General features: G+C 72.6%; 16 protein-coding genes. 10 read left to right on the top strand and 6 right to left on the bottom strand.

Translation table 11 applies throughout. The annotated features are described in order from the left end of the window. Positions 1-46 precede the first annotated feature (46 nt). Positions 47-1,075 (bottom strand): aldo/keto reductase, encoded by a 1,029-nt coding sequence (locus tag ACZ53K_RS20915; protein ID WP_468838568.1) that lies wholly within the window; start codon positions 1,073-1,075, stop codon positions 47-49. A 6-nt stretch (positions 1,076-1,081) separates the two neighbouring features. After that, positions 1,082-1,549: a MerR family transcriptional regulator gene (locus ACZ53K_RS20910; protein ID WP_468838566.1), complete on the bottom strand. Its 468-nt coding sequence runs from the start codon at positions 1,547-1,549 to the stop codon at positions 1,082-1,084. Positions 1,550-1,748: 199 nt separating this feature from the next. On the opposite strand from ACZ53K_RS20910, the gene ACZ53K_RS20905 reads away from it, so the two are divergent. Further along, entirely contained in the window at positions 1,749-2,567 is an 819-nt protein-coding gene (locus ACZ53K_RS20905; protein WP_468838564.1) for a serine hydrolase domain-containing protein, read from the top strand. A 53-nt stretch (positions 2,568-2,620) separates the two neighbouring features. On the opposite strand, the gene ACZ53K_RS20900 is transcribed toward ACZ53K_RS20905, so the two are convergent. After that, on the bottom strand, positions 2,621-3,295 hold the full coding sequence (locus ACZ53K_RS20900) for a pirin family protein (RefSeq protein ID WP_468838561.1): 675 nt from the start codon (positions 3,293-3,295) through the stop codon (positions 2,621-2,623). A 73-nt stretch (positions 3,296-3,368) separates the two neighbouring features. On the opposite strand from ACZ53K_RS20900, the gene ACZ53K_RS20895 reads away from it, so the two are divergent. The 5 genes from ACZ53K_RS20895 to ACZ53K_RS20875 all read left to right on the top strand — a co-directional run bounded on the left by ACZ53K_RS20895 (position 3,369) and on the right by ACZ53K_RS20875 (position 8,363). Next, complete coding sequence (locus ACZ53K_RS20895; RefSeq protein ID WP_468838559.1) at positions 3,369-4,559, top strand: PucR family transcriptional regulator; 1,191 nt, start codon at positions 3,369-3,371, stop codon at positions 4,557-4,559. A gap of 89 nt (positions 4,560-4,648) precedes the next feature. After that, on the top strand, positions 4,649-5,590 hold the full coding sequence (locus ACZ53K_RS20890) for an ACP S-malonyltransferase (RefSeq protein ID WP_468838557.1): 942 nt from the start codon (positions 4,649-4,651) through the stop codon (positions 5,588-5,590). A 13-nt stretch (positions 5,591-5,603) separates the two neighbouring features. Next, positions 5,604-6,650 carry a beta-ketoacyl-ACP synthase 3 gene (locus ACZ53K_RS20885; RefSeq protein WP_468838555.1) on the top strand — a complete coding sequence of 349 codons (1,047 nt, stop codon included), beginning with the start codon at positions 5,604-5,606 and terminating at the stop codon, positions 6,648-6,650. Between the two features lie 120 nt (positions 6,651-6,770). Further along, positions 6,771-7,019 carry an acyl carrier protein gene (locus ACZ53K_RS20880; protein WP_468838553.1) on the top strand — a complete coding sequence of 83 codons (249 nt, stop codon included), beginning with the start codon at positions 6,771-6,773 and terminating at the stop codon, positions 7,017-7,019. A gap of 78 nt (positions 7,020-7,097) precedes the next feature. After that, positions 7,098-8,363 carry a beta-ketoacyl-[acyl-carrier-protein] synthase family protein gene (locus tag ACZ53K_RS20875; protein ID WP_468838551.1) on the top strand — a complete coding sequence of 422 codons (1,266 nt, stop codon included), beginning with the start codon at positions 7,098-7,100 and terminating at the stop codon, positions 8,361-8,363. 89 nt (positions 8,364-8,452) lie between these two features. Here the strand turns inward: ACZ53K_RS20875 and ACZ53K_RS20870 are convergent, their stop codons facing one another. Next, complete coding sequence (locus ACZ53K_RS20870; protein WP_468838549.1) at positions 8,453-9,322, bottom strand: NAD(P)-dependent oxidoreductase; 870 nt, start codon at positions 9,320-9,322, stop codon at positions 8,453-8,455. A gap of 101 nt (positions 9,323-9,423) precedes the next feature. Continuing rightward, positions 9,424-9,918, bottom strand: coding sequence for a DUF3145 domain-containing protein (locus ACZ53K_RS20865; protein ID WP_030597503.1), 495 nt, complete (start codon positions 9,916-9,918; stop codon positions 9,424-9,426). Positions 9,919-10,244: 326 nt separating this feature from the next. Between ACZ53K_RS20865 and ACZ53K_RS20860 the strand changes: the two genes are divergently transcribed. The 4 genes from ACZ53K_RS20860 to ACZ53K_RS20845 all read left to right on the top strand — a co-directional run bounded on the left by ACZ53K_RS20860 (position 10,245) and on the right by ACZ53K_RS20845 (position 14,352). After that, positions 10,245-11,141: an SGNH/GDSL hydrolase family protein gene (locus ACZ53K_RS20860; RefSeq protein ID WP_468838546.1), complete on the top strand. Its 897-nt coding sequence runs from the start codon at positions 10,245-10,247 to the stop codon at positions 11,139-11,141. A gap of 184 nt (positions 11,142-11,325) precedes the next feature. Then, a complete protein-coding gene (locus tag ACZ53K_RS20855; RefSeq protein ID WP_468838544.1) occupies positions 11,326-12,057 on the top strand; it encodes a DUF4097 family beta strand repeat-containing protein in 732 nt (243 codons plus the stop codon). 145 nt (positions 12,058-12,202) lie between these two features. Further along, entirely contained in the window at positions 12,203-13,552 is a 1,350-nt protein-coding gene (locus ACZ53K_RS20850) for a pyroglutamyl peptidase (protein ID WP_468838541.1), read from the top strand. After that, positions 13,549-14,352 carry a carbon-nitrogen hydrolase family protein gene (locus ACZ53K_RS20845; protein WP_468838538.1) on the top strand — a complete coding sequence of 268 codons (804 nt, stop codon included), beginning with the start codon at positions 13,549-13,551 and terminating at the stop codon, positions 14,350-14,352. The genes ACZ53K_RS20850 and ACZ53K_RS20845 overlap by 4 nt, the downstream gene beginning before the upstream one ends. A 222-nt stretch (positions 14,353-14,574) precedes the next feature. On the opposite strand, the gene rbsK is transcribed toward ACZ53K_RS20845, so the two are convergent. Beyond that, on the bottom strand, positions 14,575-15,474 hold the full coding sequence (rbsK, locus tag ACZ53K_RS20840; RefSeq protein WP_468838882.1) for a ribokinase: 900 nt from the start codon (positions 15,472-15,474) through the stop codon (positions 14,575-14,577). Positions 15,475-15,478 lie beyond the last annotated feature (4 nt).

Genomic DNA, 15,478 nt, shown 5'->3' with positions numbered 1-15,478 from the left:
GGCGGAGCCGGTCGGGGGACGGCTCCGCCCGCCGCGCATCCGGGTGTTACTCCCGGCCCGCCGAAGTGAACGTCATGTCCGCGTACCGGTCGCCCGCGACCTTCCCCGCGACCGGCGCCAGCAGCGCCAGTTCCTCCTCGCTGAGCACGATGCGCGTGGCGGCGGCGTTCTCCTCGATCCGGCTGCGCTTGCGCGTCCCGGGGATGGGCACCACGGCCAGGCCGTGCACCTGCGCCTGCTGCTGCACCCAGGCCAGCGCGACCTGTCCGAGCGAGGCCCCGTGGGCCGCGGCGACCTCGCGGACCGGCTCCAGCAGGGCCGCGTTGGTCTTCGCGTTGTCGCCGGTGAAGCGGGGCTGCTGACGGCGGAAGTCGTCCGCGCCCAGCTCCTTCTCGGCGCTGACGAACGAGCCGGTCAGGAAGCCGCGGCCGAGCGGTGAGTACGGCACGAAGCCGACGCCCAGTTCGCGTGCGGCCGGCACCACGCCGTTCTCCACGTCGCGGCTGAACAGCGACCACTCCGACTGCACGGCGGTGATCGGGTGCACGCCCTGTGCCGCGCGCAGTTCGCCGCCGGTGACCTCGCTCAGGCCCAGGTACTTGACCTTGCCCTCGGCCACCAGCTCGGCCATCGCGCCGACGGTGTCCTCGATGGGGACCTCCGGGTCGCGGCGGTGCATGTAGTACAGGTCGATCTCGTCCACGCCGAGGCGGCGCAGGCTGGCCTCGACGGCCTGGCGGATGTACGGGCGGTCGTTGCGGATGATCCGCTTGGCCGGGTTCAGCGGGTCGGCCGGGTCCATGGCGATCGCGAACTTCGTCGCCACCACGACCTCGTCGCGATGCGCCTGGATGAATGGCGCTATGAACTCCTCGTTGTGCCCATTTCCGTACATGTCGGCGGTGTCGTAGAGCGTCACGCCCAGTTCGAGCGCCCGTTCCAGCGTGGCGCGCGCCTCGCCCTCGTCGTCCGTCGGGCCGTACGCGAAGCTCATGCCCATGCAGCCGAGGCCCTGCGCTCCGACCAGCGGTCCGGAGGTGCCCAGCCGAACGGTTCCGATGTTCTCAGTGGTCATGCGGGCTCAGACCCTTTCCGACGCCCGGCGGGCGTCAGCGTAGACATCGATTTTGTAGTCGAGGACCCGGAGGGTGCTCTGCAGTTCGGCGATCCGCTGCCGTACGTCCTCGCGGTGCGCGGTCAGCAGCCGTTCCCGCTCGGGGAAGGTGTGCTCGCCCTCGCGCACCAGTTCGGCGTAACGGACCATGTCCGCGACCGGCATGCCGGTCAGGCGGAGCTTGGTGACCAGGTCCAGCCAGTTCAGGTCGCGGTTGCTGAAGCGGCGCTGGCCCGTGTGCGTACGGTCCACGTGCGGCATCAGCCCGATCCGTTCGTACCAGCGCAGGGTGTGCGCGCTCAGTCCGGTGTGTTCGGCGACCTCGCTGATCGTGTACTGGTCGCGGCCGTCGGGCCGCGGGTGCAGAACCGTTCCTTTGCAGGCTGCAGGCCGCACCGGCTCCGCCACCGCCCGATCCGTCGCCGTCACCGTCATGCCGCGCCTCCCGTAGTCGCCGGATGCCCCGAAACCGGGGCGTCTTCTCCGGATCTCTCACGACGGCTTCAACGCTAGAGACTTGGAGTGCACTCCAAGCAAGCGAAGTCTTGACCCGGACTTGAGCAAGGCCGCGGACGTCCGCCCGTCCGCCCCGGCCCGTCCCGACCTCGCCGGTGGGAGCGTTAGGCTCGGGACCATGCCCTTGCAGAGCCTTCGGATGATCGAGAACTGGCCGGTGCCGACCGCGGCCGTCGCTGTCGTACGGACCGACGGGACGGTGGCCGGATCGCACGGCCCCCAGGAGCACCGCTTCCCGCTGGCCTCGGTCACCAAGCCGCTCGCCGCGTACGCCGCGCTGCTCGCCGTCGAGGAGGGCGCGGTCGAACTGGACGAACCGGCCGGGCCGCCCGGCTCGACCGTCCGCCACCTGCTCGCGCACACCGCGGGCCTGGCCTTCGACGAGGACCGGGTGCAGGCCGCGCCGGGCGACCGCCGGCTGTACTCGAACGCGGGCTTCGAGGCGCTCGGCGACCACATCGCCAAGGCCACCGACATCCCCTTCCCGCAGTACCTGCGCGAGGCGGTCCTCGAACCGCTCGGCATGACCGCGACCGACCTGCCGGGCTCACCCGCCAAGGACGGCGTCTCGACCGCCGCCGACATGGCCCGCTTCGGCGCCGAACTGCTCGCGCCGCGTCTGCTGGCGCCGCAGACGCTCGCCGAGGCGACCTCGGTGGTCTTCTCCGGCGTACGCGGTGTGCTGCCCGGCTACGGCATGCAGAACCCCAACGACTGGGGCCTCGGCTTCGAGATCCGCGACGGCAAGTCGCCGCACTGGACGGGCGCTTCGTCCTCGCCGCGCACCTTCGGCCACTTCGGCCAGTCGGGGACGTTCCTGTGGGTGGACCCGGACGCGGGCGCGGCCTGCGTCGCGCTGGCGGACCGGGCCTTCGGCCCCTGGGCGATCGAGGCGTGGCCGCCGCTCACGGACGCGATCCTCGCCGAGTTGCGCTGAACGCGCGCAGCGGTGCCGCGGGAGTCCGGACCGGACGGCTGTCCGCCGCCCCCTCAGCCGTACGACGGTTCGCCCGGCATCTCCCACATCAGGCACTCCGCGGCGCCCTCGGCGGCCAGCTCCACGTCCGCCGCGTCCGTGATCCGCGCCGCGTCCCCGGCCGCCAGGCGCTCGCCGGCCAGCCGCACCGCGCCGCGCACGACGTGCACGTACATCCGCGGCGCGTCCGGCACAGCGGACCGTTCGCCGTCGCCCAGCCGCCGTACGTGCAGCATCGAGGCGGCCCCGGGCAGCGCGTACGGCGTCCCGTCGGCGATGCCGCGCACCACCTCGTACTCCGGTTCGCCGCCGGGCACGGTGGGCGCGAGCCACATCTGCACGAACCGCAGCGGCCCGGCACCGGCGTTGCGCTCCTCGTGCCGCACGCCGTCCGCCGAGCTGAGCCGCTGTACGTCGCCGGGCCGCACCACCGTCTCGTGGCCGGTGGTGGAGTCACGGTGGGTCAGCTCGCCCTCGACGACCCAGGTGACGATCTCGGTGTCGCGGTGCGGATGCTCGTCGAAACCGGCGCCGGGCGCCAGCCGTTCCTCGTTGCAGGCGACGAGCGCGCCGAAGCGCAGATTGTCCGGGTCGTAGTGCGGGCCGAAGGAGAAGGCGTGCCGGGTCTCGATGCCGGCTGCCGTGTCGCCGCCCGGATAGCGTTCGTCGCCTCTGTGTACCTGGATCACCCGACCACCGTAGCCCCCGCCCCCGAGAGCCCACCGCGCCATCACACCGCCCCGATAAGGCAGGCTTGTCCCCGTGTCTGAACCCGCATCGCGCGACCCGCACCCGCATCCGCACACCGCGACCCTCCGCCGCCTGGAGAAGTCATCGGGAAAGCTGGCTGCCAACGCCATCGCCCGCATGGACGCGCAGCTGCCGTGGTACCGCGCCATGCCGCCGGAGAACCGCTCGTGGATCGGGCTGGTGGCCCAGGCGGGCATCGCGGCCTTCACCGAGTGGTTCCGGCATCCGGAGACGCCGCAGGCGATCAGCACCGACGTGTTCGGTACGGCGCCGCGTGAGCTGACCCGGGCGATCACTTTGCGCCAGACCGTCGAGATGGTCCGTACGACCATCGAGGTCATGGAGGCGGCGATCGACGACGTGGCGGCCCCCGGCGACGAGGGGGTGCTGCGCGAGGCGCTGCTGGTCTACGCGCGGGAGATCGCCTTCGCCACCGCCCAGGTGTACGCGCAGGCCGCCGAGGCCCGGGGCGCGTGGGACGCGCGGCTGGAGTCGCTGGTCGTCAACGCGGTGCTCTCCGGGGAGGCCGACGAGGGCGCGGTCTCGCGGGCCGCCGCGCTCGGCTGGAATTCTCCCGAACATGTGTGCGTTGTGCTGGGTACGGCCCCCGACGGGGACAGCGAGCTGACGGTGGAAGCCATCCGCCGTGCGGCCCGGCACGCCAAGCTCCAGGTGCTCACCGGCGTCCTGGGCACCCGCCTGGTCGTCATCGCGGGCGGCTCGGACGATCCGCTCAAGGCGGCGAAAGCCCTGATCGGACCGTATGCCGCGGGCCCGGTGGTGGCCGGTCCGGTGGTCGCCGACCTGCTGGCCGCGACCCGCTCCGCACAGGCCGCGGCGGCGGGACTGAAGGCGTGTGCCGCCTGGCCGGACGCACCCCGCCCCGTACTGTCCGACGACCTGCTCCCGGAGCGGGCGATGGCGTCCGACCCGGCGGCTCGCGAGCAGCTGGTGGAGGAGATCTACAGACCGCTGGAGGAAGCAGGCTCGGCGCTCCTGGAGACGCTGAGCGTGTATCTGGAACAAGCCAGCAGCCTGGAGGGCGCGGCACGGATGCTCTTCGTGCACCCCAACACCGTGCGCTACCGGCTGCGACGTGTGACCGACGTCACCGGGTGGTCACCGTCGGACGTACGCTCCGCCTTCACGCTGCGCATCGCGCTGATCCTGGGGCGTCTGGCCGACAGCGACAGCCAACTCTAGACTTTTGTAGAACACCAACAATTCCCCTGATGGTTCTTCGTCCCTGTCCCCACGGGCGGGCGGGACCTCCCACAAGAGAGAGTGTGAGGGTGCTCGTACTCGTCGCTCCCGGCCAAGGCGCTCAGACGCCCGGCTTCCTGACCCCCTGGCTCGACCTTCCCGGTGTCGAAGACCGGCTCCGTGAGTGGTCGGCCGCCATCGACCTGGACCTGGTCCACTACGGCACGAACGCCGACGCGGACGAGATCCGCGACACCGCGGTGGCACAGCCGCTGCTGGTGGCGGCCTCCCTGGTCTCCGCCCGGCAGCTGTTCGCGACCCCGGAGGACTTCTCGCGGCTGGTCGGCGCCGCCGCCGGGCACAGCGTCGGCGAGCTGGCCGCCGCGGCCCTGACCGGCGTGCTCTCCGAGGGCGAGGCGCTGGAGCTGGTACGCAAGCGGGGTCTGGCCATGGCCGAGGCCGCGGCCGTCACCGAAACCGGCATGGCCGCCCTCCTCGGCGGCGAGCAGGACGTCGTCCTGCCGCACCTGGAGAAGCTGGGCCTGACCCCCGCGAACGTCAACGGCGCGGGCCAGATCGTCGCCGCGGGCACCGCCGAGCAGCTGACCGCGCTGGCCGAGGACAAGCCCGAGGGCACCCGCCGCGTCGTACCGCTGAAGGTGGCCGGCGCCTTCCACACCGAGCACATGGCCCCGGCCGTGACAGCCCTGGAGGCAGCGGTCGCGCAGGTCACGCCGGCCGACCCGCACACCCGGTACGTCTCGAACAGGGACGGCCGCGGCGTCACCGACGGGCAGGACGTCGTACGGCGCCTGGTGGGCCAGGTGGCCAACCCGGTGCGCTGGGACCTGTGCATGGAGACGTTCAAGGAGCTGGGGGTCACCGGCATCATCGAGGTGAGCCCCGGCGGCACGCTGGTGGGCATCGCCAAGCGCGCCCTGCCCGGCGTCAAGACCCTCGCGCTGAAGACCCCCGACGACCTCGACGCGGCCCGCACGCTGATCGCCGAGCACTCTGCCCAGGCCGAATAGGAGCCCCGAGAGCATGACCTCGAAGATCAAGCCCGCCAAGGGCGCCGCGTACGCGCGCATCATGGGCGTCGGCGGCTACCGCCCGACCCGTGTGGTGCCGAACGAGGAGATCCTCAAGCACATCGACTCCTCCGACGAGTGGATCCGCTCGCGCTCCGGCATCGCCACCCGCCACTGGGCCGGCCCGGAGGAGACGGTCGCGGCCATGTCGGTGGAGGCGGCCGGCAAGGCCATCGCGGACGCCGGCATCACGCCGGAGCAGATCGGCGCGGTGGTCGTCTCGACCGTCTCGCACTTCAAGCAGACCCCGGCCATCGCGACCGAGATCGCCCACAAGATCGGCGCGGGCAAGCCCGCCGCGTTCGACATCTCCGCGGGCTGCGCCGGATTCGGTTACGGTCTGACCCTGGCCAAGGGCATGATCACCGACGGCAGCGCCGAGTACGTGCTGGTCATCGGCGTCGAGCGGCTGTCGGACCTGACCGACCTGGAGGACCGGGCCACCGCGTTCCTCTTCGGCGACGGCGCCGGCGCCGTGGTCGTCGGCCCCGGCAAGGAGCCCGCGATCGGCCCGACCGTCTGGGGCTCGGAGGGCGACAAGGCCGAGACGATCAAGCAGACCCTCGGCTGGGACGTCTACCGCCGCACCCCGGTGCCCGGCGGCAACGGCCCGGACGCCCAGCCGGCGCTGGACGAAATCCGCTATCCCGCCATCACCCAGGAGGGCCAGGCGGTCTTCCGGTGGGCGGTGTTCGAGATGGCGAAGGTCGCCCAGCAGGCGCTGGACGCGGCCGGAGTCAGCCCGGACGACCTGGACGTCTTCATCCCGCACCAGGCCAACATGCGGATCATCGACTCGATGGTGAAGACTCTGAAGCTGCCGGAGAGCGTCACGGTCGCCCGTGACGTGGAGACCACCGGCAACACCTCGGCCGCCTCGATTCCGCTCGCCATGGAGCGGCTGCTGGCGACCGGGCAGGCCAAGAGCGGGGACACCGCGCTCGTCATCGGCTTCGGGGCGGGTCTCGTGTACGCCGCGACGGTCGTTACCCTCCCCTAGGCGAGATTCGCGCAGCGCCACCGGTGATCATGTGTCCCGGTGCCTGGGCGGAGCTTGCCCACATCCCCGGAACTGCAGACTTTCTACCGTTCCCCCGAAAAATACCGAAGGAGCGCCAACATGGCCGCCACTCAGGAAGAGATCGTCGAAGGTCTCGCCGAGATCGTGAACGAGATCGCCGGGATCCCCGCCGAGGACGTCAAGCTGGAGAAGTCCTTCACCGATGACCTGGACGTCGACTCGCTGTCCATGGTCGAGGTCGTCGTCGCCGCCGAAGAGCGCTTCGACGTGAAGATCCCCGACGACGACGTCAAGAACCTCAAGACGGTCGGCGACGCGACCAAGTACATCCTCGAGCACCAGGGCTGATCCAGCCCCGGCGCATGTCGCCACCCCGCGGTGGCGCCGTCGATTCTCAACCCCTCAACCTGTGGAGTAGGAATTTCCGTGAATGCGACCAATCGCACCGTGGTCGTCACCGGTATCGGCGCAACCACACCGCTGGGTGGCGACAGTGCCTCGACCTGGGAAGGGATGCTCGCCGGACGTTCCGGCGTGTCCGCCCTCGACCAGGACTGGGCAGCCGACCTCCCGGTCCGCATCGCCGCCGCGGCGGCCGTCGACCCGGGTGAGATCATCCCCCGGGCGCAGGCCCGCAAGCTGGACCGCTCGGCGCAGTTCGCGCTGATCGCGGCCCGTGAGGCGTGGGCGGACGCCGGTTTCCAGGCCCGGGCCGGCGAGGACGCGTCGGTGGACCCGGACCGGCTCGGCGCGGTCATCGCCTCCGGCATCGGCGGCGTGACCACCCTGCTGAACCAGTACGACATCCTGCGGGAGAAGGGCTCGCGCCGCGTCTCCCCGCACACCGTGCCGATGCTGATGCCCAACAGCCCGTCGGCCAACGTCGGCCTGGAGGTCAACGCGCGGGCCGGTGTGCACACCCCGGTCAGCGCCTGCGCCTCCGGCGCCGAGGCCATCGGCTACGCCATCGAGATGATCCGTACGGGCCGTGCCGACGTCGTCGTCGCGGGCGGTACGGAAGCGGCCATCCACCCGCTGCCGATCGCCGCCTTCGGCAACATGATGGCGATGTCGAAGAACAACGACGACCCGCAGGGCGCGTCCCGCCCCTACGACGCGGACCGCAACGGCTTCGTGCTCGGCGAGGGCTCCGGCGTGATCGTCCTGGAGTCGGCCGACCACGCCGCCAAACGCGGCGCGAAGGTCTACGCCGAGGCCGTCGGCCAGGGCATCTCCGCCGACAGCCACGACATCGTGCAGCCCGAGCCCTCCGGCAACGGCATCGCGCACGCCCTGCAGAACCTGCTCGCCAACACCGACCTCAAGCCGGCCGAGATCGCGCACGTCAACGCGCACGCGACCTCGACGCCGCTGGGCGACCTGGCCGAGATCAAGGCGCTGCGCAAGGTCTTCGGCACCGACGTCGACCACATGGCGGTCTCCGCCACGAAGTCGATGACCGGCCACCTCCTGGGCGGCGCGGGCGGCGTGGAGACCGTCGCCTCGGTGCTGGCGATCCACCACCGGGTGGCGCCGCCGACCATCAACATCGAGAACCTCGACCCCGAGGCGGACGCGGACGTCGTCCGGGACGAGAAGCGCGCGCTGCCCGCCGAGGGCACGATCGCGGTGCTGAACGACTCGTTCGGCTTCGGCGGTCACAACGTGGTGCTGGCCTTCCGGACCGTGTGACCGGAGCCGGGCCCGCCGGTCCGTGAGGCGGGTGAAGGGACCGTGCCGTGTGGCACGGTCCCTTCCGCGTGTCCGGGGGCGCGTACGCGTCAGAAGCTGGCGAAGTACGCCGCCGCGCCGTCCTCGTCGCCGTGCCCCTGCGCCTCCGCCCGCCGGAAGCGCTCCGCGGCGGCCGCGGCCAGGTCCATGTGCACCCCGCCCGCCGCGGCCGCCTCCTCGATCAGCCGGGCGTCCTTGCGCGCGGCGGACACGGTGAAGCCGGCCGGATACGCGCCGGACAGGATCAGCTCCGATTTCATCCGCAGGTAGGGCAGGTCCAGCGGCCCGCCCTGGACGGCTTCGAGGAAGGAGCGGGGGTCCACGCCGAGCCCCTGCGCGAGGGCCAGCGCCTCGCCCGTGCCGTTGATGACGGTGAGCACCCAGCTGTTGACGACGAGCTTGAGGCGGCTGGCCGCACCCGATGCCCCGTCCTCGTCGACCCACAGGGTGCGCTGTCCGACCACGTCGAAGACCCGGGCGGCCCTGTCCCGCACCTCCTGCGGTCCGGCCGCCAGAACGGTCAGCAGGCCCTTCTCGGCGGGTTCCTTGGTGCCGACCACCGGCGCGTCCACGAAGTCCAGGCCGTGTTCGCGGGCGAAGGCGACGAGCGGGACGGTTCCGTCGGCGCCCACGGTGCTCATCTGGAGCCAGAGGGTCCGCGCGCGGAGGCCGGGGGCGCTGTGCCGCATGGCGTCCAGGACGGCGGGTCCGTCCAGCAGGACGGTCAGGACGGCGTCCGCGCCGTCCACCGCCTCGGCCGGGGTGTCCACGACCCGTACGCCGTCGGCGGCCAGTGGTTCGGCCTTGGCGCGGGTGCGGTTCCAGGCGCGTACGTCCAGGCCGGCGCCGGCGAGGTTACGGGCCATCGCCGCGCCCATGATTCCGGTGCCGAGCACCGCCACTGAGGTCTTGTCAGGCATGGGCCGCACGCTACGGGCTGGAGTGCGCTCCAGGACAAGGGCGGCGTCGGCGCGCCGCCGGGCCGCCTCGGACGACCCCGGCGCTCGGACGACCCCGGCGCTCAGACGACCTGGTGCAGCCAGCGGACCGGGGCGCCCTCGCCCGCGTACCGGAAGGGCTCCAGCTCGTCGTCCCAGGGCTTGCCGAGCAGCTTGGCGACCTCGGCCGCCAGCTCCGTCTCGCCGCCCGCCGAGCGGGCGAGCGCGGCGCGCAGCCGGTCCTCGGGGATGAGGATGTCGCCGTGGATGCCGGTGACGGCGTGGAAGATGCCCAGCTCGGGCGTGGCGCTGTAGCGCTCGCCCTCGGCGGTGGCACAGGGTTCGGCGGTCACCTCGAAGCGCAGCAGGTGCCAGCCGCGCAGCGCGGAGGCCAGCTTGGAGGCCGTGCCGGCCTCGCCCTGCCAGGAGAACTCGGCTCTCCAGGTGCCGGGGGACGCCGGCTGGCGGATCCAGTCGAGATTGACGCGCACACCGAGCACGCCCGCGACGGCCCATTCGACATGCGGGCACAGCGCGCGCGGCGCGGAGTGGACGTACAGAACTCCACGTGTCGTCACCGGGACCTCCAGTACGGTTCGAGGTTCGCCTTCCCCAGCGGCCTCGTGCCCGTTCCGGTCGCGGCCGGGACAGTTGCAAGCATTCTGCCCCAGTGATCACGTCGGCACCGGCATCCGAGGTTACCTACAGTAAACACCATAAGCCCCAATTTGCCGCAAAAGGGACAGTAAATGACGTGATGTAATGCACGCGTGCCGACTGTGCCGGTGCCATCGGGCGAGGACCCTACGGGTCACGGCACAAGCTACCGCGCGGCAGCCGTCGGGGGGTGACGTACCGTCGGTACCGGAACAGATATCACTCGCACGCCGGAGGGGGACAGGGGATGACAGTGGTCAATCGGCCCTTTCGGCCAAACCGGGCCCGTACCGCCGCGACCGCCGTCCTCGTGGCGACCGCCCTCGCCGCCTCCCTCACCGCCTGCGGCAGCGACCCGGACGACGGCGGCCGGACCGCTCCGAGCCCCTCCCCCAAGCCCTCGCCCGCCTGGCGTACCGACCCCGCCTCGGTGGCCGCGCTCGGCGACTCCATCACCGTCGGCTTCGACGCCTGCTCGGTGCTGTCCGACTGCCCCGCCGTCTCCTGGGCCACCGGCACGGACCCGGGGGTGAACAGCGTCGCCCGGCGACTGGTGAAGGACCCCGCCACGCACAGCTGGAACTTCGCGAAGACCGGCGCCCTGATGCGCGACCTGCCGGCCCAGGTCGACCAGGCCGTACGACAGCGGCCCGAACTGGTCACCGTCCTGGTCGGCGCCAACGACGCCTGCCGCACCGACGTCGGCGCGATGACCTCGGCAACCGCCTTCCGCGCCGGCTTCGAGGCGGCACTGGGCAAGCTGCGGCGCGCCCTGCCCAAGACGCAGGTGTACGTCGCGGCCGTGCCCGACCTGATGCGGCTGTGGTCGCAGGGGCGGCAGAACCCGCTGGGCAAGGAAGTGTGGAAGCTGGGGATATGCGGCTCGATGCTGCGCGACCCCGACGACCTGTCGAAGGCCGCCGACACCCGCCGGCAGAGCGTGCGCGACCGGGTGCTGGCCTACAACAAGGTGCTGGAGTCGGTCTGCGAGCGCGACAAACTGTGCCGCTTCGACCGGTCCGTCTTCGACTTCCGCTTCACCGGCGCCGAGTTGAGCACCTGGGACTGGTTCCACCCCGGCCGGGAGGGGCAGCGGGAGCTGGCCAGGATGGCGTTCCAGGAGATCACCCGTAAGGGGACGTAGCCGCGCCGGTCAGGGATGGCGCGGATACCCCCTAAGGGGAACGGCGGGGAGATCGTCCCTGCTGGGGACCCGGAGGGAGCGCGGACCGCGGGAAGATGACAGCCGACCCGAGTGGCGGCGCGCGAAAGCCCCGTACGCCGCTCAGCGCCCGCGCACACCGCATTCCGTCTCCGGGGGGACCATCATGACCGCACGCCGCACCGCCGGACCGGGCGACCGCACCACCCGTATCGCCCTCGCCACCGCCGCCCTCGTCACGGTGACCGTCGCGGTCACCGGCTGCGAGCTGACCGAAAAGGTCACCGAAACCGAACGCAGCTACACGGTCGAGGGCCGGACCACGACGCTGGACGTGACGACGCCCGGCGGCGACATCGAGGTCGTCGCGGACGACACGGCCGGCGACAGGGTCAAGGTGACGGAACGGCTCGCGTACGGCGAGCGGAAGCCCGACACCCGGCACGCCCTCGAAGGCGGCACCCTGAAACTCACCGCCGACGACTGCGGAGGCACCCGCGGCAAGTGCAGCGTCGCCTACGAGGTGCGGGTGGCGCCGTCGGTCGCCGTGAAGCTGGACACCGACGGCGGCGACATCGACGTCAAGGGCGCTTCCGGCGCCGTCGACGCGAGAACCAGCGGCGGCAACATCGACCTCCGGGACTGCGCGGCGAAGCAGGCGACCGCGGACACCGACGGCGGCGGCATCGACGCCCGCTTCACCGGCGTGCCGGACCGGGTGAACGGCCGGACCAGCGGCGGCACGGTCTCGGTCCGGCTCCCCCAGGGCCGTTACGCGGTGGACGCCACCACGGACGGGGGGAGCCGCAGCGTCACCGGCACCGTGGACAACGGCTCGCCGCACAAGGTCAAGGTGCACAGCGACGGGGGCGATGTGGAGGTGGTGGCGGGGCGCTGAGGTACGGCGGAGCGCTGAGTCCGGCCGGGCGCTGAGGTCCGGCTGAGTGCTTCGAGGCCGGGCCCCTGCCCCTGCCCGCACTCCTCCCCGTACCCGAACTGGATCACCCCTTCCGCCACGGGCGCCACGCCGGTTTACTCACCCCATGAGACGCATACGTACCTCGGTGGGCGTGCTCGGTGCCGCGTTGCTGACCATGGCCCCGCTCGCCCTCGCCGCCCCTTCCGCCACTGCGGCCCCTTCCGCCACCACGACCCCGTCCGCCATTGCCCTCGCGCGGCAGCAGTCCGCCACCGCGCCGACCGTCGAGGAGCAGCGGCTGTCGCAGCGCGCGCCGCAGGAGATCCTGCGGCGCAGCGGGTTCGCCCCGGTGGCCGGGACGTTCGCGGACGGGCTGGGGAAGGTGGACTCGTACGGAGCGGCGAAACGATACGTCACCGAGGCGGGGCGCGGCCTGTGGCGGCGCGCGGTGGACCGCGTGCAGGGACGCGGGCCGCAGGGCGGCGACCTGAGCCGGGACGACGACCGGCCGCTGTACTGGGCGCGGCTGGGCATGACCAAGGCGCTGCGCGAGTGGCAGCCGCGGTTCCGGCTGACCGCGGGCCAACGGGACGCGCTGATGGGGACGCTGGAGCGCGGTTCGCGCGGCCAGGACTCGATCGGCCTGCCCGGTGGCGGGCGCTCCGGGAACCGGCCCCTGCGCGTCGTGGTGACCGGTTTCGACCCCTTCCAACTGGACGCGGACGCGCGGCGCAGCAACCCGTCGGGGGCCGCGGCGCTGGCGCTGGACGGCACGACGGTCCGTACGGCCTCGGGGCGGCTCGCCCGCGTCGAGACCGCCGTCTTCCCCGTACGGTGGGCGGACTTCGCGGCGGGTACGGTCGAGCGGACGCTGCTGCCGCACTTCCGGAGCGGGCCGCGGAAGGTGGACCTGTTCACCACCATCAGCCAGGGCCGGCCGGGGCAGTTCGACCTGGAACGGACGAACGGCGCCTGGCGGGGCGGCTACCCGGACAACGCGCGGGAGTCGCGGACCGAGACGGTCCCCGTCCCGAAGGGCGTGCCGACCGTACGGCCGCAGCCGCAGTGGACCACCACGACCCTGCCGTACGCGCAGCTCACCGCCGCGGACACCGGGCCGTACCCGGTGCGCGACAACACGGCGGTGACCGAGATCCCGGCGGGCGGCGGGGCTCCCGTCGAGCGGCCCGACGGTCCGACACCGGGCTCGACGGCCCGCGCGGGCGGCGGCGGTGACTACCTGTCCAACGAGATCGGCTACCGGGCGACGCTGCTGCGGGACGCGGTGAAGCTGAACGTGCCGGGCGGCCATCTGCACACGCCGGTGCTCCAGTTCGGCGCCGGGAACACGGATCCGGCGACCGGCGAGGTCACCGATCCCGGCTTCGTGCGCAACCGGACCGCCATCACCGGGCAGGTGCGGAACATCCTGACCGCCGCGTTGTCAGTGGTATCGGGCAAGATGGAGAAATGATCGTCGCAGCAGCACAATTCGCGTCCACGCCGTTGGACATCGAGGCCAACGCGGCTCGAATGGCCGCGCTGGTCACCGAGGCCGCCGACCGAGGTGCCGAGCTGGTCGTCTTCGCCGAGCTGGCCCTGACCAACTACGAACTCGACGCGATAGCCGCCGCCCTGGAGCGGTCCGTGCTCGCGCCGGACGACCCGCGCCTGGCGCCCGTACGGGACGCCTGCCGGGCGGCGGGCGTCGCCGCGGTGGTCAACTGCCCGGGCAGCGGCCCTTCGGGCACGGCCGACGGGATGACGATCGCGTCCTTCGTGTACGGACCGGACGGCGCGCTGCTGACCCGCTACGACAAGCACCATCTGCACGGCCCGGAGAACGACCAATTCACGGCGGGGCCGTGCGCGGGCGGCCGCTTCACCTTCCGCGGCCTGAGGTTCACCCTCGCCACCTGCTATGACAACGCCTTCCCCGAGGTGGCCGAGCAGGCCGCGGCCGACGGCTGCCAGGTGTATCTGGCCAGCTCGTTCCACGACACGGTGGAGCGCACGGAGCAGTACGCCGCCAAGGCGCGGGACCACGGCCTCGTCGTGCTGCTCGCCAACGCCGTCGGCCCGGGCAGCGCGGGCGTCGCCTGCGGGTACAGCGGCATATGGGCGGCGGACGGAACGTCCCTCGCGCGCTTGGCCGACGGGCCCGGCCTGGCCGTGGCCGAGGTCGGCCCGGCCGTCGGGCGCCCGGCGGCGGGTCCGGAAGGGGCCGGGATATCCGGCGCCCCGGCGGGCGGGGCGGCCGGCCAGGTTTCCTGACGGGCTCCCGAGCGGCCTCCGGCGGAGACGGTCCGAGTGCGGCGCCCCCGCCGTGGCCTCCGGGTCAGGATCCGAGCACGACGCCCACGCAGCGGGCCTCCGGGTCAGGGTCCGGGTACAGCGCACCCGCCGCGGCCTCCGGGCCAGGGTCCGCGTGCGGCGCCCCCACCGCGGGCCTCCGAACCAGGGCCCGAGCACGGCTCCCCCACCGCGGCCTCCGGGTCAGGACGGCAGTTCGTCCAGCGTCGGGTAGGACGGCTGGGCGCCCGGCTTGGTGACGGCCGCGGCGCCGACCCGTACGGCGAAGCGGGCCGCCTCCGTGAGGGAGTCGCCGCGGGCCAGGCGGGTCGCGAGGGCGCCGGTGAAGGCGTCGCCCGCGCCCGTGGTGTCGACGGCCTCGACCTTGACGCCGGGGACCCGGTCGGCGCTGCCCGCACCGTCCACGACCAGCGCGCCGTCGCCGCCGAGCGTGACGACGACCGAGCGGGCGCCCTGCTCGCGCAGCGCTCGGGCCCAGTCCTCCGGGGTGCCCTCGCTGCGGCCCGTGAGCTGCTGCGCCTCGTGCTCGTTGACGACGAGCGGATCGGCGGCGGCGAGGAGTTCGGGGTCCAGGCGTTCCGGGGTCGGGGACGGGTTGAGGACGACCCGGGTGCCGGTCTCCGTGGCGGTGGCGGCGGTGGCCCGTACGGTCTCCATGGGCACCTCCAGCTGGAGGGAGACGGCGGCGGACGCGGCGATGGTGTCGCGGGCGGCCGCCACGTCCTCGGGGGTGAGTGCCGCGTTGGCGCCCGGGGAGACGACGATGCTGTTGTCGCCGTCCGGGCCCACGATGATCATCGCGGTGCCGGTACGGGCACCGGACTCGACGATCACCTGCGTGACGTCCGTGCCCGCGGCGCGCTGCGCGTCCAGCAGCAGCTCGCCGTACGCGTCGTCGCCGACCCGAGCCAGCAGGCCGACCCGGCCGCCGAGCCGGGCGGCGGCAGCAGCCTGGTTGGCGCCCTTGCCACCCGCCGATTCGACCAGGTCGGAGCCGTGCACGGTCTCGCCCGCGCCGGGCCGCCGCGCCACCCGGACCGTCAGGTCCGCGTTGGCCGAGCCCACTACCAGTACGTCGTACATCTGC

It is taken from the genome of Streptomyces sp. NPDC033221 (genome assembly GCF_055577005.1).
Note: the sequence above shows the minus strand (reverse complement) of the source record. Positions and strands in the feature narration are given on the sequence as shown.

Bases quoted from the DNA above. Each gene is read 5' to 3' on its own strand.
- ACZ53K_RS20915 (WP_468838568.1), bottom strand. From the start codon at position 1,075: ATGACCACTGAGAACATCGGAACCGTTCGGCTGGGCACCTCCGGACCG.
- ACZ53K_RS20910 (WP_468838566.1), bottom strand. From the start codon at position 1,549: ATGACGGTGACGGCGACGGATCGGGCGGTGGCGGAGCCGGTGCGGCCT.
- ACZ53K_RS20905 (WP_468838564.1), top strand. From the start codon at position 1,749: ATGCCCTTGCAGAGCCTTCGGATGATCGAGAACTGGCCGGTGCCGACC.
- ACZ53K_RS20885 (WP_468838555.1), top strand. From the start codon at position 5,604: ATGACCTCGAAGATCAAGCCCGCCAAGGGCGCCGCGTACGCGCGCATC.
- ACZ53K_RS20880 (WP_468838553.1), top strand. From the start codon at position 6,771: ATGGCCGCCACTCAGGAAGAGATCGTCGAAGGTCTCGCCGAGATCGTG.
- ACZ53K_RS20870 (WP_468838549.1), bottom strand. From the start codon at position 9,322: ATGCCTGACAAGACCTCAGTGGCGGTGCTCGGCACCGGAATCATGGGC.
- ACZ53K_RS20860 (WP_468838546.1), top strand. From the start codon at position 10,245: ATGACAGTGGTCAATCGGCCCTTTCGGCCAAACCGGGCCCGTACCGCC.
- ACZ53K_RS20855 (WP_468838544.1), top strand. From the start codon at position 11,326: ATGACCGCACGCCGCACCGCCGGACCGGGCGACCGCACCACCCGTATC.
- ACZ53K_RS20850 (WP_468838541.1), top strand. From the start codon at position 12,203: ATGAGACGCATACGTACCTCGGTGGGCGTGCTCGGTGCCGCGTTGCTG.
- ACZ53K_RS20845 (WP_468838538.1), top strand. From the start codon at position 13,549: ATGATCGTCGCAGCAGCACAATTCGCGTCCACGCCGTTGGACATCGAG.
- rbsK (WP_468838882.1), bottom strand. From the start codon at position 15,474: ATGTACGACGTACTGGTAGTGGGCTCGGCCAACGCGGACCTGACGGTC.